Origin of the sequence: Rhizobium sullae (assembly GCF_025200715.1) — a bacterium.
GTDB lineage: Bacteria > Pseudomonadota > Alphaproteobacteria > Rhizobiales > Rhizobiaceae > Rhizobium > Rhizobium sullae.
This window is the reverse complement of record NZ_CP104143.1, coordinates 2,996,558-3,015,141: the sequence shown is the minus strand read 5'-3', so window position 1 is coordinate 3,015,141 and position 18,584 is coordinate 2,996,558. Positions and strand designations below refer to the sequence as shown.

Below are 18,584 nucleotides of genomic sequence, written 5' to 3'. Positions count from 1 at the left end.
AACCCAAGGAGAAAACCCGATGAAGAAAATCATCCTCGCGGCTGCCTTTGCGGCGGTCTTTGGAACTGCCGTCGCGGCGGAAACTATCAAGATCGGCGTCACGCCGGGTCCGCATGCACAGATCATGGAGAAAGTGAAGGAAGTCGCAGCGCCCAAAGGCCTCGACATCGAGATCCTGGAATTTTCCGACTATGTCGTGCCGAACCAGGCGCTTGCCGATGGCGAGCTGAGCGCCAACTCCTTCCAGCACAAGCCCTATCTCGACAACCAGGTCGCCGATCGCGGCTTCAAGATCGTTGACGTCGCCTATACGGTCAACTTCCCGATGGGCGTCTATTCCAAGAAGGTGAAGAGCCTGGACGAGCTTGCTGATGGCGCTACCGTTGCGATCCCCAACGACCCGACCAATGGCGGCCGTGCTCTGCTGATCCTCGCCGATAAGGGACTCATCAAGCTCAAGGATGGCGCGAGCCTGAAGGTCGGCCCTGCCGATGTCACCGAAAATGCCAAGAATCTGAAGTTCGCCGAACTCGATGCCGCCCAGCTGCCGCGCTCGCTTGACGACGTGGATGCCGCTGTTATCAACACCAACTATGCACTGGAAGCCGGTCTTGACCCGGCGAAGGACCCGATCGCCCGCGAAGGTGAGAAGGCGCCTTACGTCAACATTCTGGCGGTTAGCGAGAAGGACAAGGATCAGCCTTGGGTCAAGACGCTGGTCAAAGCCTACCACAGCGATGCTGTGAAGCAGTTTATCGCCGATACTTTCAAGGGCTCGGTCATCGCAGGCTGGTAAGCCGCGGCTAAAACACCGTTATGAAATCAAGCCCTTCCCGTTCCGCGGGGAGGGTTTTTAACGCCGAGTGATTTTGATGGAGAAAAATCACACGGATGAGGCCTTGTACCGTTCGCTTTAACCGTTTTTGAAGCCTTGACTGGCAAAGTCCTCCGTTATCGGGGAGCAATGTATGCCTGCGTTCTTTAGGCAAAAAAATCAAGCTTTGGGGATTGGCCGCCACGCAACTGTTACGGGTGTGCTTTTTTCCTTTGCGGTCATGGTCGCGGTCGTAACCGTCATGGTGCTGACGGCGCTGTCACGCGTCACAGATAACGCCAATATTCTCGACGACGAACGTTCTCGTGAAACCACGGCTGGCGCTCTCAAGACATTCGTAGCCCAGCTCGGCGCAACGTTGAACGACTATGCCGCCTGGGACGATGCGGCCGTCAATGTCTATGCCCCGGATGGCATGGCTTGGACGATCAGCAACTACGGCGAAATGTCCTCCAACAGCGCGCTTTTCGACATGGCAATCGTCGTAGATGACGATAAGAAGCCGCTGATGGTCTATCGCGATGGCCTGTCGATGAGTGAAGCGCTTGATGATTTCTTTGCGCCATCGCTTTGGACGTTGTTCGACAAAGTGAAGGCCGCCGGACTTGAATCACCGGAAGCCGTGGGTTTCATCGGCACCAAGAGCGGCATCGCGGCAGTTGGCGTTGCGCTCGTGCGGGAAAAATCCGGCGCCTTGAATACACCCGTCGGCCAGCGCCGCTACCTGATTTTTGCTCGGCATCTGAACGACGCGACGATCAAGGGCCTCGGTGAGACCTACGTTATTCAGGGTTTGAAGCTGGTGCCAGCCGCTTACGACGCGCAGTATTCCGTGGCGATCGATGATGCCGCCGGTAAGGCGCTTGGCAAACTCGTGTGGATTTCGCGTTCGCCGGGCGACATCAGCTACGCCCAAGTGCGTCCGACGGTTGTGAAGGCGCTCGGTCTCGTCGGGCTGTTCTTCGCTGTGCTGCTCGTCATAGGCTGGCTCGCTGGACGCCGGCTGAAGGCAGAGGAAAACAATGCCCGCGAGGATGCCCTCCGCGATCGCCTCAGTGGGCTATCGAACCGTGAAGGCTTGGGAATTGCTGTCGATGACGTCGTTGCCAAGGCCAAGCAGACCGGCAAGAACGTGCTGCTTCTTTATCTCGACCTCGACGGTTTCAAGGAAGTCAACGACAGCTACGGGCACGGGACCGGTGACCAGTTGATCCGCGCGGTTGCTGCCGGTCTCAAGGTGCTGATCCCAGAGGGTGCGGTTCTGGCGCGCATTGGCGGCGACGAATTCGCGATCGCCTTCCAGTCCGAAGGCGGCAACGCCGATGCACTGCAGCTTTCGGAACAGATTCTGGATTTCCTGGCGGAGCCGCTGGAGATCGGCCGGCGCGTCGTAGTCATTGGCGCCAGTATCGGCATCGCGATGGCTGCTGGCGGGACGATCGGCCGCGAAGAATTGGTCCGCCGTGCCGATCTTGCGATGTACAAGGCCAAGGAAGCCGGTCGGGCCCGCATGACGCTTTACGATCCCGCTATGGATGCCGACCGCGAGGAGCGAAATGCGCTTGAACTCGATCTGCGCATCGCGATCGAAAGCGGCGATCTGACACTGGCCTATCAGCCGCTGATCGACGCCTCCTCTCATGAGATGAATGGTGTCGAAGCGCTGGTGCGCTGGAACCGTCCCGGCTACGGGCCAGTCTCGCCGGAGGTTTTCATTCCGATCGCAGAAACCAGCGGGCTTATCGAGGCACTCGGTCTCTTCGTGCTGCGCAAAGCCTGCGAGACGGCCAAGCAGTGGCCCGAACTGCGTGTTGCCGTAAACGTTTCCCCCGGCCAGTTCCGGAACCCGGCCTTTACCGACTATGTCCGCTATGTCCTAAAACAGACGGAGATCGAGGCGGAGCGCATAACGCTCGAGATCACCGAAGGCTACATGATCCAAAACCCGCAGCGCACCCGCCATTCGATCGAGCGGCTGAAGACGCTCGGCGTCAAGATAGCGCTCGACGATTTCGGTTCGGGCTTTTCATCGATCGGCTATCTCCGCCAGTTCGGCTTCGACCGCATCAAGATCGACCGCTCGCTGATTGAGGGCGTCACCGAAAGCGACAGCCAGCGCGAGATGCTGCAAGCGACGGTCGCGCTGGCCCGCTCATTGGATATTCCGGTGACGGCCGAGGGCATCGAGACAGAAGAGCAGGCGCTCGCCGCCCGTCTCTTCGGTTGCGATTGCCTCCAGGGTTATTTCTTCAGCAAGCCGGTGCCGGCAGACAGAATCACCGAAATGCTTGAGGCACGCCGTGCGCTTGACGCGATGCCGCGCCGGATAACCGCTGCCTGACCCTAAATCCCGATGTGCTTCTGACCGCGCTTCTTGGCAAGCGCGATCTGGAGCTGCCGTTGACGGTAGCGCAGCCGGTCGTCGTCGGTGCGCGTGTGGTAGCAGTTGCTGCAGGAAACGCCTTCCTCGTAGAGAGGCGACGTGATCTCCTCTGCGGTAATTGGATTGCGGCAGGCATGACAGAGCTTGTGCTCGCCTTCCTTGAGTCCATGCTCGACCGAGACTCGCTCATCGAAGACGAAGCAGGCGCCGTCCCAGAGACTTTCCTCCTGCGGAACTTCTTCCAGGTATTTCAGAATGCCGCCCTTGAGGTGGTAGACCTCCTCAAAACCTTGCTCTTTCATGAAAGCCGTCGCCTTTTCGCAGCGGATACCACCTGTGCAGTACATGGCGATCTTCGGCTTGTTGTGCAGGCCGGTGTTCTGGCGCACCCATTCCGGAAAGTCGCGGAAGGTCTTCGTCTTCGGGTCGACCGCGCCGCGGAAGGTACCGATCGCCGTCTCGTAGTCGTTGCGTGTGTCGATGACGATGGTGTCGGGGTCGGAAATCAGCGCATTCCAATGCTGCGGCGTCACATAGGTGCCGACGACCATGTTAGGGTCGATATTCTCGACGCCCATCGTGACAATCTCTTTCTTGAGCTTCACCTTCATGCGCAGGAAAGGCATCTTGGATGAGCGGCTTTCCTTGTGCTCTAGCGCCGCGAATTCCGGCTGCGCGCGCAGATAGGCGAGCACCGTCCGGATGCCCACATCCGGCCCGGCGATCGTTCCGTTGATGCCCTCATGCGCCAGAAGCAGTGTGCCTTTCACGCCGTTTTCTTCGCAAAGCGCCTGCAGAGGCTCGCGCAGGCTTTCGAAGCGCGGCACGGAAACAAAATGGTAAAGCGCCGCCACGAGGAACGGGCTGGTGTGATTGATGCTGTCGGTCATGCGCGCTGAAATACAGTCTGCAGCGTTTTCGCGCAAGCGTTGGCAATGCGACCTGAAGACACGGATCAGCCCACCTTCGAGATTCAGCTTCAAACTACAGCCAGAGTGCTTCGATACGGCTAGCCTCGCGCCGCGGTTTGTCGGCAAAGACGCGTTCGGCGCTGGCAAGAGCGCTGTGCCGCTCTTCCTGCTGGCGGAAGATGATGGCGTCGAGCAGATGAGCGAGATCTTCGTTGCGGGTAATGAGCTGCGGCTCGGCCTCAACCAGTTGCGAAAGCACCGAGAGATCATTTATACGGCCGAGCTGCTCTGCCAGTTCCTCGGCGTCATCGTGCTTCGCCTTCATCGCGGCGGGCCACAGATTGCGCAGCAGCGCGTGATAGAGCCGGTAGTCATAGGTTCGCTTGCGCAGTTCATGAAAATCTTCGGCTGCTGCCGTATCGTGGCATGCCGTGAGCGCCGCCCGCGCCCTTCGCAAGGTTCGCTGCCAGCCTTTGGCGAGCATGCGAGCGTTTCTGCGATGGCTGTTTTTGAAGGAAACCTCGTCGAGTGCGGCGATCGCATCCTTCAGCGTCACGGCCGTCTCGTGAAGCTTCTGTTCAAGCCCGCTTTCGGCCTTGGCCATCCAGTCGCGGCGTGCTTCGAGAACGGCGACGATGCGGCTGAGCGCCTCGCTCTCTGCGTCGCTGCGGGCGCCTTTTTGCAGATATTCGGCGGTGCCGATCAGAGCTGCTGCGTCCCTGATCGCCGAGAGCGATTTTGCGATGTCGCGCAGTCTGGCATTTTCGCACTTCTGAAAGTCCGGCACCTCTTTCGCCACGAGCCGGTAAAGCGAGCGCAGCCGCTTCAGGTTCTTGCGAAAATCATGAACCGCTTCGTCCGCGCCGTCCGGCCGCTTCTCAAGAACGGCAATGGCGCGTTCAAGCTGTTCCGTCGCCACCCTTCGGAACTCATCGGTAAAATCCGCATCAGGCCGTATGCGAAAGGGCATCCTGATCGTACTCGAATTCGGTGGCGAGTGCCTGGTTGGAATAGCGGAAATCGCCGGTCACTTCGCGGCCGAGCCAAGCGGGACGGGAGGGATTGTCATCCTCGGACCCCATTTCCACTTCCGCAATCACCAGCCCGCGGTGCGCGCCGGCAAAAACGTCGACTTCCCAGACGAAGCTGTCATGCGGCACGCGGTAGCGCGTCTTTTCAATCACGAGGCCGATGGCGCTCTGCATCAGTTCTTCGGCATCGGAAACAGGGATTTCGTATTCGAACTCGTCGCGGGTGACAGTGCTGCGGCCAATCTTGATCGTCAGCTTCGCTTTCTTTCCGTCGAGGATGCGCACACGCACGGAGCGGTCGTCCATCGAGGCGATGTAGCCCTGCCTAAGGAGCGATTTCGTCTCGGCCTTTGCGCGCCAGCCGTCGTTGCGTACCAGAAATTTCCGCTCGATCTCTTTCGCCATTTCAGTGAACCTTTTGTGACGATCGGCGTACCGTAACGTAAATCTCCCAGGAGGGATACCCACTTCTTGCCGCATCTGTTTTGTCTCGACAAAGCCCGTCCGCAGGGGTATTCGGGAGCCCGAATTCAACGCTTTAAGGAACCGTGCTGCTATGGGCGAGAAGACAGAAAAGCTCCTTTCCATCCTCAAACTCCAGCCAGTCGTTCCGGTGCTCATCGTCGATGACGTGAAGTCCGGCGTTTTGTTGGCGCGCGCGCTGGTCGCAGGCGGTCTGAAGGCGATCGAGATCACCATGCGCACGCCTGCCGCACTCGATACGGTCCGCGCCGTTGCGCAGGAAGTCGAAGGTGCCGAAGTCGGCACAGGCACGATCCTGAACGCCCAGCACTGGGATGCAGCCGTTGCCGCCGGCTCGAAGTTCGTCGTCAGCCCAGGCGCCACGCAGGAACTGCTCGCCGCGGCATCGAAATCGCCGGTTCCGCTGCTACCGGGCGCTGCGACGGCCAGCGAAGTCATGGCGCTTCGCGAAGAAGGTTATCAGGTGCTAAAGTTCTTCCCGGCCGAGCAGGCGGGTGGTGTGGCATACCTCAAGGCGCTCTCCTCACCGCTCGCCGGCACGTTCTTCTGCCCGACCGGCGGCATTTCGCTCAAAAATGCCAATGACTACCTGTCGCTGCCGAACGTCATTTGCGTCGGCGGATCCTGGGTGGCGCCGAAGGAACTCGTCGCCGCGGGCGATTGGGCAGGCATCACCAAGCTCGCCTCGGAAGCGGCTGCGCTGAAGGCCTGACATTTTCCCCGAGTGTTCTAGGATGCGGGCGGTTTTGCCGGCATTTGTATTTGCAGGTTTGCTTCCTATCTTCAGGTCTGCCTTTAACAGGGAGACGATGAAGGATGTTCGACGCGAAGAAACTTCTTGACCAGTTTCTGGGCTCGCAAATACCGGGCGTTGGCGGCAGTGTCCGCGACAGAGCCGGAGATACCGTCCAGTTGGCCAAGGACAATCCGTGGAAGGCCGGAGCGCTGGCAACCGTGCTTCTCGGAACGAAAACGGGCCGAAATATCGCCGGAAATGCGCTTGCGATCGGCGGGCTTGCGGCTATCGCCGGTCTCGGCTACCAGGCCTACAAGAATTACCAGGCAGGTCAGGCACCCGCCACGCCTTCGGATGTCACTCCACCTTCGACGCCCGTTCTGCTGCCGGCACCGGCCGAATCTGGCTTCGGCCCGGCATCGCCCGCAGGCAGCAATGAATTTGCCCTTGTGCTCATCCGCGCCATGATCGCGGCGGCCAAGGCCGACGGGCATATCGATGATGCCGAGCGTGCGCATATCATGGACAAGATGAAGGCCGCCGATGTCAGCGGCGAAGCCGCGTCCTTCATCGAGCATGAGCTTGCCTCGCCGACCGATCTCGACGCGCTGGTCGCCGCCGCCGGGACCGAGGAACAGAAGGTCGAGCTCTATACGGCCTCGCGCCTGACGATCGAGCCGGACTCGCGTGCTGAGCGCGGCTATCTCGACCTTCTTGCCGGCCGTCTCGGCCTTGCCGATGCGCTTGTGGACCACATCGAAGCAACGGTTTCCTCCGCCAAGGTTTCCTTGTCACAGTGACATGCGGGCCGGTTGCCTTTCCCGGGCGGCTGGCCTATCCACTCTTCCGATGAGAGGAGTGAGCATGCGCGATCTATCGAATTTCAAGGTGCCGGCACCTGATTATGTGACACTGAAGGGGCGCTACGTGACCGTCGAGCCCTATGTCCGCGCGGAGCATCTTCGGGCGCTCTGGGACGGCCTCGGCGGCATGGGTATCAATCCGCTGCTTCTCTATTTCTCGCAGGACGATTTCACCGGCTTGGACGATTTTGCCAAGTGGCTCGAGAACGCCCATGCCAAGTCCGGCTGGCTTACCCACGTCTTTCGCGACAATGCCACCGGCAGGATCGTCGGCATGGCCAATTACATGCGCGCCGACCCGGCCAACGGCGTCGTCGAAATCGGCGGTGTGGCGCATGGGCCGGATATGAAGCGTTCGCCGCTTTCCACCGAAGCGCATTACCTGATGGCCAAGCATGTCTTCGAAGACCTTGGTTACCGCCGCTACGAATGGAAGTGCGACAACAACAACGAAGCCAGCAAGACGACGGCGGCACGCTACGGCTTCACCTTCGAAGGCGTGTTCCGCCAGCATATGATCTCCAAGCGCCGCAACCGCGATACCGCCTGGTTCTCCATGATCGACAGCGAATGGCCGATAATCAAGGATGCTTTCGAGACCTGGCTTGCGCCGGATAACTTCGATGCCGAAGGCAAGCAGCGCCGGCGCCTGCAGGATATCCGTGCCGATCTCGAAAAGGAAAGGCTCGCATGAGCCCGGAAAGCCGTTCTCAGGCGATCGCCGCCGGGATCATCCTCGTCGGGGTAGGGCTGGTCATCTATTTCCTGCCGACGCTTGTTCTTTGGATCGGCAATTACTCTCCAGTGCTCGCGTTTGTCGCCGGCGCTGCGCTGCTGCTCGGCTTCTTTGCGATATTCTGGCTGAGGGCGCGGTATCAACGAGGTAGGGGGAAGTAGCAGCCTACCCCTGAAGCGAGGCTCCCAGCAGCAGCACGCCCATGAAAATCACTAGAACGGCACCCAGAATTTCGATCGCGTTGCCAACCCAGACTGAAGTCGTCGAGCCGCGGCCCGAGATACGAACGGCGGTGCCTTTGGCGGTGACGGCAAGGATCGCGAGGACGGCGACCGTGATGGCCGTGCCAAGCGACATGGCGAGCACGGAAAAAATACCGCCGAGATAAAGGCCGTTCAGCAGCGAAAAGGTCATGACGAGCAGCGCGCCGGAGCAGGGGCGGAGGCCGACGGCAACGATCGCCGACCAGGCTTCCCGGATGCTAAACGTGTCGCCGCCCAGTAGCGACGGGTCCGGCGCATGAGAGCGGCCGCAGGTCTCGCAGGCCATGCCGGAGATGAAGTTGTGCCCCGCCCGGCGTGCCTGCTTCTCGCCGAAGGCAGAGGTCTCCCTGCGGCTTTCGTTGTCCCTCCAGTCGAGCACCATGCTGATCGGACCGGCCGAGGTTTCCACGACCTCGCGTTTTGGTAGGCCGCTGACCATCGAACGCAGTTTGCGAAAAAGCAGCCAGCCGCCGAAGGCGATGACCATCAAGAAGCTTGTGATCTCCATCGCATTCGTCGCCTGCGTCAGTGTGATGCCACTACCACGCAGGATGAGCCAGGCACCACCAACAAGCGCCACTGCCACCGCACCCTGGAGGAAGGCTGAGATGAAGGAGATTGCTACGCCGCGCTTCAGCTCGATTTCGTTGGCGATCATGTAGGAGGAGATCACTGCCTTGCCGTGCCCGGGGCCTGCTGCATGGAAGACGCCATAGACGAAGGATAGGCCGACCAGAGACCCGAGTTGCCAGGGGTCTTCGCGCATCGCCCTCAGTGCCGCGGTCAATGCGCGGTAGAAGGCCTGCTGCTCATAATTGATATAGGCAAGCAGCGGTGCCAGCGGGCCGCCTGTCGGCTGGAAACTCGGCTCCGCAGTTCCGATCCCGAGCGGCGACTGCGCATGTGCCCCGCTCATCAGCGCAAGCAATGCAAACGCGGCCATCGGAAGGAACAGCGAAGCGTTCCGTTTCAGCATGAAACCTCCAGCTTGGTGGCAAAGAGCTTGGACATGTTGGTGCCGGTCGGATCGTTGAAGAAGGCGTCGGTGAGCGACTGCTTGTTCTGAGAAATCACCTGATCGGCGTCCGGCCGCAACACATCGTGCTTGCAGTTCTTGAAGCCGTCGCCAACCATCGCCAGTTCCTGGTCCGTCGGAAAGTCGATCGAGGTGTAGAGCGTCGGATCGTAGACGCCGAAAGTGAGCTTGCCCTTCAGCGGCATCTTCTCCGTGGGTTTGACCGCGAAGAACATCAGAAGCTGGCCCTCCTTGTAGTCGACGTGAATGATGTCCGGCTTCTGCACGGTAACGTTCTTCCCGTCGATCGTCAGGTTCATGTAGTAGTCGTAGTCCGCGAGCGATTCCCGGACGGTCTTGCCGACTTCGGCGAGTTCGTTCGGCTCCAGCTTCAAATCGGTGTTCTTGTCGAAATCCATGACGACCGAGGAGGAGAACACCTCGTCGAAGCGCCAGACGTTCCGCAGCTCCTGAATGCTGCCGTCGGGCGCTGCCACGACTTCGAGCCGAGCTTCCACGAAAATATGCGGATGTGCCATGGCGGTGACCGGCGCAAGCGAGATCAGCGCGGCCGTAAGGAAAGTCGATTTTTTCATGCTTCGGGTTACCGCTCTGTCCCAAATTGGTTGGTGTTTTCTTGCCGGAGAATGGGACGGAATTGGGACCGGCCTCAAAGCGGCAAGGTGAACCAGGTCTGATTCAAGGGTGCTTCTTGAACCAAGCATGGAGGTAGTCCACGAAGATGCGGACCTTTGCGGGCAGGTAGCGCCGGTGCGGATAGACGGCATAAATCCCGCGATCGGTGGGTATGTAGTCGTTGAACAGCGTCACGAGCCGGCCGTCCTCGATCGGTTTGCGGGCGATGAAATCCGGAATGACTGCGATGCCGATTCCGGAGAGAGCCGCGCGTAATGTCGCATGCGGACTGTTCACTTCGATCGGTCCGGAAACTGCGACCGCGAAGGACGTGCTGTCCGGATTATAGAATCGGACGCTGGCCTGCGTACGCGAATTCGTATCGACGATGAAGGGAACGTTGGAAATGTCCGCCGGATGTTCGATGTTTGGATAACGCTCGAGAAACTCCGGTGTCGCGCAGACATGCACGCGGAAATCCGAGATCTTGCGCGCAATCATCCCCGAATCTTCAAGCTTCGTAACGCGGATCGCCAGGTCGAAGCCTTCTTCGATCAGATCGACGAACCGGTCGTCCGCCGCGATTTCCAGCTGCAGGTCCGGGTTCTCCTTGGCGAAATCGATCAGCGATTGACCAACATCAGCGTCGACAAAGGTACGTGGCACCGAGATCTTCAGCCGGCCTTTGAGCTGCGCGTTGTTCTCGCGCACCAGATCGGCGAGGTTGTCGATCTCCTTGAGGATGTCAGAGGCGGTGCGATAATAGGTGTGACCGGCTTCCGTCATCGAGAACTGGCGAGTGGTGCGGTTGAGCAACAGGGCGCCGAGTTCGTCTTCCAACTCGCGCACATATTTGGAGAGCAGCGCCTTGGAGCGGCCGGTGCGCCGCGCTGCGGCGGAAAAACCTTCCGCTTCAACGACATCGATGAAGGCGCGTATGCGCGTCAGTGTGTCCATGGCCATCCTCCGTTGTTGAGGAAGACTGAACAAATTGCGCGTGTTTGTTCAATTTATTTTTTGAGGGAGGGGCAAAAAAATTCTTGATTATGACTGCGAATATTCTTATCTCGTCCTCAGCCCAAAGTCGCACGTGCCCATGGGTGTCCGCCGACCCTCGATTAGGTGAGGTCATCGGTAAGGTACCTGGAACTAACCCCTCCAGTCGCTATTCCGGCCAACCGGGAAATGCGAGGACGCCTAAGCAACGACGGTGCGGGCCTTTCTGGTGTCTTCCGGCTTTCCATCAGCCGGGGTTACTGAAGAGGCACACCTTCATTGCCGGAAGTGCGGTTGGGATTTTCCCTCCAATCCATGGCAGACAAAGCCGAACTATGCCGCTGTCGTGGCGTTGGTTCAATATTTGCGCATCGAGCGCTTGCTATGGTTCCGGGGTCTCCACCGGCTGGTTCCAACGCGAGCATTCGTATGCCCTTTGTCCTCCGGTTTTTGCCGGAGCTCTGGAATTGGAAGAGGGAATCGATATGACCACCCAGCGCATCCGCGACTTTCTCGCAACCCGACGTCCCGACGGTCCGTGCCTCGTGGTCGACCTCGACGTCGTGCGCGACAATTTCAACGCCTTTCGTCATGCGATGCCGGACAGCGCGATCTACTATGCCGTCAAGGCCAACCCGGCTCCGGAAGTGCTGAAGCTGCTGGCAAACCTCGGCTCCAATTTTGACTGCGCGTCCGTCGCCGAAATCGAAATGGCGCTGGATGCCGGTGCGACCTCTGCCCGCATTTCCTACGGCAACACGATCAAGAAGGAACGCGACGTCGCCCGCGCTCACGCGCTCGGCGTCAGCCTCTTTGCTGTCGACAGCCACGAAGAAGTCGAGAAGATCTCACGCGCTGCGCCCGGCGCCCGCGTGTTCTGCCGTGTGCTAACAGATGGCGAAGGTGCTGAATGGCCGCTGTCGCGCAAGTTCGGCTGCGTCCCGCAGATGGCCGTCGACGTTCTCGTCTACGCCCATCAGCTTGGCCTCGAATCCTACGGCGTGTCGTTCCATGTCGGTTCGCAGATGACCAAAGTCGATGCCTGGGACTCGGCTCTCGCCGATGCCAAGCGCGTCTTCGTGCAGCTCGCTAAGCAGGGCATCCACCTGCAGATGGTCAACATGGGCGGCGGCTTCCCGACGAAGTACCTTCGCGATGTTCCGTCGGCTGAGGCTTACGGCCGTTCGATCTACCAGAGCCTGCGCGATCACTTCGGCAACCAAATCCCGAAGACGATCATCGAGCCGGGCCGCGGCATGGTCGGCAATGCCGGCGTCATCAAGTCTGAAGTGGTGCTTGTCTCGAAGAAGTCGGACAACGACACGGCACGCTGGGTGTTCCTCGACATCGGCAAGTTCGGCGGTCTCGCCGAAACGATGGATGAGGCCATTCGTTACCCGATCCGCACCGAGCGCGACGGCGACAAGATGGAACCTTGCGTCATCGCCGGCCCGACCTGCGATTCGGCCGACGTGCTCTACGAGAAGAACCTCTATCCGCTGCCGGTGAGCCTCACCATCGGCGACGAGGTTCTCATCGAAGGTACCGGTGCCTACACGACGACCTATTCGGCGGTCGCTTTCAATGGCTTCGAGCCGCTGAAGGCCTACGTTATCTGATCCAGCCGGCCCCGTAGCCAATCGGGGCGGCAACCTCACAATTCTCTTCAATCGCCGCTGATAACGGTATTGGGTACGGGAGGCCAAGATGGCCGCTGTTCTTGATTCTGTCCGCGCATTCTTTGCGCCCTCTGTCTTCACCATCGACGCCGAGAATCCGTCGGATGTGGTTGCACGCGAGAACCTGCTCGATCGCGCAATGGGTCCGGATCGCCGCAAGAAGTCGTCGGAGAAGATCCGCCGCGGCCGCATTCCGGCCGAAGGACTGGCACTCGTCGCGCGCGACCGCGACGGCCATGTCATTGGTACCGTGCGTCTTTGGAATATCGAAGCCGGCATCAACACCGACGGCACGCCGATCAATGCCCTGCTGCTTGGCCCGCTCGCCGTCGATCCGACCTTTGAGGGCAAGGGTGTCGGTTCGGCGCTGATGCGCGCAGCCGTTCTCGAAGCCAAGAACCGCGGGCACGGTGCCATCGTGCTCGTCGGCGATGCTGCCTACTATGAGCGTTTCGGCTTTTTCGCCGAAAAAGCTTGCCATCTCGTCATGCCCGGTCCCTTCGAACGCTCGCGCTTCCTGGCGCTGGAACTGACGGAAGGCTGGCTTGACGGCGCGGCCGGCATGATCGTTCCCTCGGGGCGCATGCTGACCAGCGCGCCGGTCCGGAAGGCCGCCTGACAGGTTGAAGCCTCTCCCTGAAAAGGGGGCGCTTCAAGCACCTATGCGTTGCCCCTGCGCTATCAGCCATTGGACCGACTCCTGTATAGCCTGGAGAGAGCTGTAGCGCGGCGTGAACTGCAGCAACCGTTTCGCCTTCTCCATCGAGCAATTCGGGCTTCGGGCGATGTGCTCCAACGTTGCCTTCGCGTCCTCGGCGCTCTCCATTTTTGACCATTCGTCATAGGGGAGGAACTCGAGTCTCGGCTCATGCCCGAACCAGCGAAACATCGCTTCGGCATAACCTCTCAGTGTCAGGGCTTGACCGGAGACCGCATGGAAGCTCTCTCCGGTCGATGCGCGCCAATTGCCGGTAGCAGCCATGAACATGCCTGCTACGTCGTCGGCGTGAACGTGATGAACCGTCTCCAGGCCGAAATTCGGCAGCCTCAGCGTCTCGCCGCGAGCAATCGTTGAAAAGACGGAAACGCTGAAGTGTCCGGCAGGATTGAGTGGAGACCAGCCGGGTCCGACGATATGGCCGGGATGGATGAGGGTTGCGGGAAAGCCCCGCCCCCGTGCCTCGCCTAGAAGATAGTCCTCGATCGCCTTCTTTTGCACGCCGTAGTCTCCAAAGGGCGTTTTTGGCGCGTCCTCGCGCGTCGGAACCGAAATGGAGTGGCCGTGTGTCCAGATAGTGCCGGTGTGCAGAAAATGACCGACATGGCCGTCCAATGCTTTCACCAGGTGGCGAGCACTTTCCGGCGTGAAACAGATCATGTCGATGACGATATCCGGTTTCAGCGCGCGGATGGCGGGGCCGAAGCTGCCTTCCTCCTCCAAAGGCGCTCTATCCATCTTCCGTCGCTCGACACTTTTCCATGTCGTATGGGGAAGATAGGGTTCCGCTTTGCCCCGGCTGATGGCGACCACCTCATGGCCAGCTTCCACAAGATGTGGGACGAGATACGTGCCGACATGACCGGTCGCTCCGATTACGATTACGCGTGCCATAGTCTGACGCTCCTGCCGTGTGTTGATCTGGTCCGGCCGATATGTTGGGCGGTCTGTCGATAGGGCAAGCAAGATCATAAACTTTCACGTCCGCGTGAATCGGCTTCGCGAGTGGATGAATTCTTCCTGGGATTGCGCTAGCTCATGGCGATGATCAGAGCCTTCCTCATATGGTTTGCCCTATTCCTTTCCGCCGCGCCGGTCTCAGCCCAGCAGGAAGACGATCGCCTTGCGTCCTTGCTCGAAAACTTCGCTTCCCGCGAGGAGCTGAAACCGCTGAAAACCATCATCATTTCACGTGACGGAAGGATCGTGGCTGATCGCGGCTATCGCGGACATACGGTCTCCGAATCGACGAATATCAAGTCTGCGTCGAAAGCGATCATCTCCGCGCTTGTCGGTATCGCCATCAGCAAGGGTGTGCTCGAAGGACCGGATCAGAAGATTGCGCCGATCCTAAAGGCGGATCTGCCGCAATCACCCGATCCACGGCTGAACGAGGTCACCATCGGAAACCTGCTGTCCATGCAGGCAGGGTTGGGCCGCATGTCGGGACCGAACTACGGCCGCTGGGTTTCGAGCCGAAATTGGGTGCGCTTTGCACTCTCCCAGCCCTTCGATGACGAACCCGGCGGCCAGATGCTTTATTCGACCGCCTCGACACATCTCCTGTCTGCAATCCTGACGACGGCGAGCGGTAAGACAACCCTTGCCCTGGCACGAGAATGGCTCGGGCCAGTCGAAGGCTTCCGCATCGGCGCCTGGGAGCGCGATCCGCAGGGCATCTATCTCGGCGGAAACCAGATGGCCATGAGCGCCCGCTCGTTGCTTGCCTTCGGCGAGCTCTATCGCAACGGCGGCAGGACGCCAGAGGGGCGACAGGTCGTTCCTGCCGAGTGGATTGCGTCCTCCTGGCAGCCGCGCACCAACTCGCGCTTTTCGGGCGATGCCTATGGCTACGGATGGTTCGAGCGCAATCTCGGCGGCGAGGACGTGCATTTCGCATGGGGCTACGGCGGGCAGATGCTCTACATCGTGCCGTCGCTCAATCTGACCGTGGTGATGACGTCGGAGGAAAGCGGGCCATCAGCCCGCAACGGCTATCGCGATGCTTTGCACGGGGTGCTGGGCGAGATTATCGAAAATGCGCGAACATCTTAGGGATGATGAAGGCACACCGCAATCATCATCCGCAGATCAATCGGTCAGGCCGAAATATCGACGACGCCGCAATCGCCTGCTTCCGACGCGAAGGCAAGCAGCTTGCCATTCTTGCTCCAGCTCATTGCCGTGATTGCGCCCTTGCCAGGGCGGCGGATCAGCGCTTCCTTGCTGTCGGCGATGCGCACGGCAAGGATCATGCCGTCGATGAAGCCGATTGCAAGGATGTCCTCTGCCGGGTGGAACTTGACCGCGGTCGCCATGATGTTGGCGCGTGTGCCGAGTTCCAGAGGCGCCTTGCCCATCGGCCCGTCCTTGCCTTGGAAGGGCCAGACGATCGCTGCCGGTGCGCCAGATGAGGCGAGCCACTTGCCCTTGGCGGACCAGGAAACTGACTTCACCTTAGCCGGGTAACCGGTCATGCGCATGTGGCGGGCCTCGGCGCCAGGTTTGATGTCGAGTTTCCAGCCGTGCAGCGCATTTTCCTGCATGCTGGTCACGAGGAAATTGCCATCAGGCGAAAAGGTAACGCCGGTATGCGCACCCTTCCATTCCAGATCAACCGGCTTTGCGTTCATGCCGACCCAGTGCAGCGACACGCCGTTGTAGCGCGCCGCGGCGATGCGCATGCCCTTCGGCGCGAAGGCGAGGCCTTCGACGGTGCGTTCCTCGGCGAATTCCTTGGTCTCGCCATTCGACAGGCGAACGAACGTGCTCTTTCCGTAGGCATAGGCAACAGCGCCTTGCGGGCCTGCGGCCACCTGCGAAATCCATTTGCGCGGCGCACTGGCAATGTCGCTGACGCCGGCATCGGCCACAATGCGCAGCACCTTGCCATCTTCGCCGCCGGAGATCAGGCTTTCGCTGTAGGGATCGCGAATACAGGTGAGCATGCCCTGATGGGCTTCGGAAACCTTCTCGCCGCCATCCAGCCGGTGAAACGTGCCGTTGGCGTTCGCGAAGAAGGGGACATCACCTAAAAATTCGACGGCCAGAATGTGGCCGTCGAGATCAAGCGGGGCAACTGTAGGCATCAGGCCGCGGCCTCACATGCCTTGAAGGAGGCTTCGAGCTTTTCGCGGTCGAGTTCGCGGCCGATGAAAACGAGGCGCGTCTCATGCTTCTCGCCGTCCTTCCACGGACGCTGATGGTCGCCCTCCACGATCATGTGCACGCCCTGGATGACATAGCGCTCGGCATCGTCCTTGAAGGCAATGATGCCCTTGAGGCGCAGGATGTTCGGGCCCTGCGTCTGGGTGACCTTCTGGATCCAGGGAAAGAAGCGTTCGGGGTTCATCTCGCTGCCGCGGAGCGATACTGACTGCACCGTCACATCGTGGATCGGCGACACCGCGCCGTGGTGATGATGGCCGTGATCGTGACCATGATGGTCGTGGTCATGGTCATGCGCGTGATGATCGTGATCGTGGTCGCAATCCGGGCCGCAGACATGATCGTCGTGATCGTGCTCCAGGAAGTGCGGGTCGTTTTCCAGGGCGCGCTCCAGATTGAAGGCACCTTGGTCGAGTACGCGGGCAAGATCGACGCCGGAGCGGCTGGTCTTGTAAACGCGAGCCGACGGGTTGATGGCGCGGACGATATCCTCGATCTGCGCCAGTTCTTCTGGCGTGACGAGGTCGGTCTTGTTGATGAGGACGACGTCGGCAAAGGCGATCTGGTCCTCGGCCTCGCGGCTGTCCTTCAGGCGCAACGGGAGGTGCTTGGCATCGACGAGGGCGACGACAGCATCGAGCTCGGTCTTGGCGCGCACGTCGTCATCCATGAAGAATGTCTGGGCGACCGGCACCGGATCGGCAAGGCCGGTGGTTTCGACGATGATGCCGTCGAAGCGGCCGGGGCGGCGCATCAGGCCTTCAACCACACGGATCAGGTCGCCGCGCACGGTGCAGCAGACGCAGCCGTTATTCATCTCGTAGATTTCCTCGTCCGACTCGACGATCAGGTCGTTGTCGATGCCAATCTCGCCGAACTCGTTGACGATCACCGCATATTTCTTGCCGTGATTTTCGGACAGGATGCGGTTGAGCAGCGTCGTCTTGCCGGCACCGAGATAGCCGGTGAGCACAGTGACGGGGATGGGCTTCTGCAGGGTCGAAATTGCGTCGGTCATGAGAACCTCGAAGAATGGGTTTGCCGCCGAGGGGGCTTTAAACGGTCGGTTTCATATAAGGGTTCGAGCGGATCAGTTCAAAGGGTTTTATAATGTTATAAGATCACATCGCCTCTGCTGCAAAAGCAGCAACTAGAGACCAGCGAGTTTCAGCCGCACCGTCAGAAGATCGATGAAAGCGCGGACTTTCGCTGGCGGAAATCTGTTCTCCTGCCAAAGCGCATGGATGGGAACCGGCTTCGGTTCGAATTCCTTCAGCACAAGCTCGATGCTGCCTTCGTCAACGAGATGCCTGACCTGCCAGAGCGGAGAATACGCTATCCCGAGACCATGGCTCGCCGCCGAATAAATCGCCGCCATCGTGCTGGCCCGAAACGACCCGCTGACCGTGATCGTGCGCGGTTTCCCATCAATCAGAAACGACCATTGGCCTGGTCGTTGATCGATCGTTCTGACGAGACAGGCGTGGTGCCGTAAATCCGAAGGGTGCTCAGGGCGGCCATGGCGCTCGAAATAGGAGGGTGCACCGAAGACAACCCTGCGCAGCGCGCCGAGACGCTTTGCCTGCAGGCCGGAGTCCGGCAAATCGGCAATTCGCAGCACGAGGTCGAGGCCTTCCGCGGCCAGATCCACGAATGCGTCCGAAAGCTGGAGGTCGACCTCGATGCTCGGATAAGCACTCATGTATTCCGCGATCATCGGTACGAGAAACTCCGGGCCAAACAGAACCGGTGCGCCGATACGCACAGTGCCGGACGGTTCCGAGCGTCTGTTGTTGGCTTCGAGTTCTGCCTCTCTGATCTCGGCTACGGCCGGCTTTAGGCGCTTGTAGAAAGCCAACCCCGCTTCGCTTGGACTGGATTGACGCGTCGTGCGGTGGACGAGCTGGACGCCGATATCCTCCTCCAGTGCCGCGAGCGCCCGGCTGACGGCCTGAAGCGACCGGTCGAGATGGCGGGCCGCGGTGGTCAGGCTGCCATGTTCGATAATCGCAATGAATGCTTCCAGATCTGCAAGGCGGCTCATTCTATTATCTCATTTTTCGAGATGAAGAATGAATTTCTACGATGATTGTTTCGAGGATCGCAACTGCATACTTCCAGGTCATTCGCA

19 protein-coding genes are annotated in these 18,584 nt (G+C 59.9%); 9 read left to right on the top strand and 10 right to left on the bottom strand.

The features are described from left to right. Positions 1 to 19 precede the first annotated feature (19 nt). Both N2599_RS15250 and N2599_RS15245 read left to right on the top strand, forming a co-directional pair. Positions 20 to 796 carry a MetQ/NlpA family ABC transporter substrate-binding protein gene (locus N2599_RS15250; RefSeq protein ID WP_027507948.1) on the top strand — a complete coding sequence of 259 codons (777 nt, stop codon included), beginning with the start codon at positions 20 to 22 and terminating at the stop codon, positions 794 to 796. 172 nt (positions 797 to 968) lie between these two features. After that, positions 969 to 3,176: a bifunctional diguanylate cyclase/phosphodiesterase gene (locus tag N2599_RS15245; RefSeq protein WP_027507949.1), complete on the top strand. Its 2,208-nt coding sequence runs from the start codon at positions 969 to 971 to the stop codon at positions 3,174 to 3,176. 2 nt (positions 3,177 to 3,178) lie between these two features. On the opposite strand, the gene trhO is transcribed toward N2599_RS15245, so the two are convergent. The 3 genes from trhO to N2599_RS15230 all read right to left on the bottom strand — a co-directional run bounded on the left by trhO (position 3,179) and on the right by N2599_RS15230 (position 5,565). Further along, complete coding sequence (trhO, locus tag N2599_RS15240) at positions 3,179 to 4,108, bottom strand: oxygen-dependent tRNA uridine(34) hydroxylase TrhO (RefSeq protein WP_027507950.1); 930 nt, start codon at positions 4,106 to 4,108, stop codon at positions 3,179 to 3,181. Between the two features lie 94 nt (positions 4,109 to 4,202). Next, complete coding sequence (locus N2599_RS15235; protein WP_027507951.1) at positions 4,203 to 5,099, bottom strand: CHAD domain-containing protein; 897 nt, start codon at positions 5,097 to 5,099, stop codon at positions 4,203 to 4,205. Continuing rightward, entirely contained in the window at positions 5,077 to 5,565 is a 489-nt protein-coding gene (locus N2599_RS15230; RefSeq protein WP_027507952.1) for a CYTH domain-containing protein, read from the bottom strand. The genes N2599_RS15235 and N2599_RS15230 overlap by 23 nt, the downstream gene beginning before the upstream one ends. Before the next feature lie 151 nt (positions 5,566 to 5,716). Between N2599_RS15230 and N2599_RS15225 the strand changes: the two genes are divergently transcribed. The 4 genes from N2599_RS15225 to N2599_RS15210 all read left to right on the top strand — a co-directional run bounded on the left by N2599_RS15225 (position 5,717) and on the right by N2599_RS15210 (position 8,139). After that, positions 5,717 to 6,355, top strand: a complete 639-nt coding sequence (locus tag N2599_RS15225) for a 2-dehydro-3-deoxy-phosphogluconate aldolase (RefSeq protein WP_027507953.1) — start codon at positions 5,717 to 5,719, stop codon at positions 6,353 to 6,355. Between the two features lie 104 nt (positions 6,356 to 6,459). Beyond that, the gene (locus N2599_RS15220) at positions 6,460 to 7,179 is read left to right on the top strand and encodes a tellurite resistance TerB family protein (protein WP_027507954.1); all 720 of its coding nucleotides are present in this window, start codon (positions 6,460 to 6,462) and stop codon (positions 7,177 to 7,179) included. A gap of 64 nt (positions 7,180 to 7,243) precedes the next feature. Then, positions 7,244 to 7,936 carry a GNAT family N-acetyltransferase gene (locus tag N2599_RS15215; RefSeq protein ID WP_027507955.1) on the top strand — a complete coding sequence of 231 codons (693 nt, stop codon included), beginning with the start codon at positions 7,244 to 7,246 and terminating at the stop codon, positions 7,934 to 7,936. Next, positions 7,933 to 8,139, top strand: coding sequence for a hypothetical protein (locus tag N2599_RS15210; RefSeq protein WP_027507956.1), 207 nt, complete (start codon positions 7,933 to 7,935; stop codon positions 8,137 to 8,139). Before N2599_RS15215 ends, N2599_RS15210 begins: the two co-directional genes overlap by 4 nt. A gap of 4 nt (positions 8,140 to 8,143) precedes the next feature. On the opposite strand, the gene N2599_RS15205 is transcribed toward N2599_RS15210, so the two are convergent. The 3 genes from N2599_RS15205 to N2599_RS15195 form a co-directional block, all read right to left on the bottom strand. Beyond that, the gene (locus N2599_RS15205) at positions 8,144 to 9,217 is read right to left on the bottom strand and encodes a nickel/cobalt transporter (protein WP_027507957.1); all 1,074 of its coding nucleotides are present in this window, start codon (positions 9,215 to 9,217) and stop codon (positions 8,144 to 8,146) included. Next, positions 9,211 to 9,852: a DUF1007 family protein gene (locus N2599_RS15200; protein WP_027507958.1), complete on the bottom strand. Its 642-nt coding sequence runs from the start codon at positions 9,850 to 9,852 to the stop codon at positions 9,211 to 9,213. Before N2599_RS15200 ends, N2599_RS15205 begins: the two co-directional genes overlap by 7 nt. Before the next feature lie 103 nt (positions 9,853 to 9,955). Further along, positions 9,956 to 10,849, bottom strand: a complete 894-nt coding sequence (locus tag N2599_RS15195; protein WP_027507959.1) for a LysR family transcriptional regulator — start codon at positions 10,847 to 10,849, stop codon at positions 9,956 to 9,958. 524 nt (positions 10,850 to 11,373) lie between these two features. Here N2599_RS15195 and odc2 point away from each other — a divergent pair. Further along, positions 11,374 to 12,507, top strand: a complete 1,134-nt coding sequence (gene odc2, locus N2599_RS15190; protein WP_027507960.1) for an ornithine/lysine decarboxylase — start codon at positions 11,374 to 11,376, stop codon at positions 12,505 to 12,507. Between the two features lie 88 nt (positions 12,508 to 12,595). Next, positions 12,596 to 13,186, top strand: a complete 591-nt coding sequence (locus tag N2599_RS15185; RefSeq protein ID WP_027507961.1) for a GNAT family N-acetyltransferase — start codon at positions 12,596 to 12,598, stop codon at positions 13,184 to 13,186. A 33-nt stretch (positions 13,187 to 13,219) separates the two neighbouring features. Here N2599_RS15185 and N2599_RS15180 read toward each other — a convergent pair whose 3' ends face one another. Further along, entirely contained in the window at positions 13,220 to 14,179 is a 960-nt protein-coding gene (locus N2599_RS15180; protein WP_027507962.1) for an NAD-dependent epimerase/dehydratase family protein, read from the bottom strand. Between the two features lie 150 nt (positions 14,180 to 14,329). Between N2599_RS15180 and N2599_RS15175 the strand changes: the two genes are divergently transcribed. Beyond that, positions 14,330 to 15,340 carry a serine hydrolase domain-containing protein gene (locus tag N2599_RS15175; RefSeq protein ID WP_027507963.1) on the top strand — a complete coding sequence of 337 codons (1,011 nt, stop codon included), beginning with the start codon at positions 14,330 to 14,332 and terminating at the stop codon, positions 15,338 to 15,340. 44 nt (positions 15,341 to 15,384) lie between these two features. Here the strand turns inward: N2599_RS15175 and N2599_RS15170 are convergent, their stop codons facing one another. The 3 genes from N2599_RS15170 to N2599_RS15160 form a co-directional block, all read right to left on the bottom strand. Then, positions 15,385 to 16,374 (bottom strand): WD40 repeat domain-containing protein, encoded by a 990-nt coding sequence (locus N2599_RS15170; RefSeq protein WP_027507964.1) that lies wholly within the window; start codon positions 16,372 to 16,374, stop codon positions 15,385 to 15,387. Then, complete coding sequence (locus N2599_RS15165) at positions 16,374 to 17,471, bottom strand: CobW family GTP-binding protein (RefSeq protein ID WP_027507965.1); 1,098 nt, start codon at positions 17,469 to 17,471, stop codon at positions 16,374 to 16,376. The genes N2599_RS15170 and N2599_RS15165 overlap by 1 nt, the downstream gene beginning before the upstream one ends. A 132-nt stretch (positions 17,472 to 17,603) precedes the next feature. Next, positions 17,604 to 18,497 carry a LysR family transcriptional regulator gene (locus N2599_RS15160; protein ID WP_027507966.1) on the bottom strand — a complete coding sequence of 298 codons (894 nt, stop codon included), beginning with the start codon at positions 18,495 to 18,497 and terminating at the stop codon, positions 17,604 to 17,606. Positions 18,498 to 18,584 lie beyond the last annotated feature (87 nt).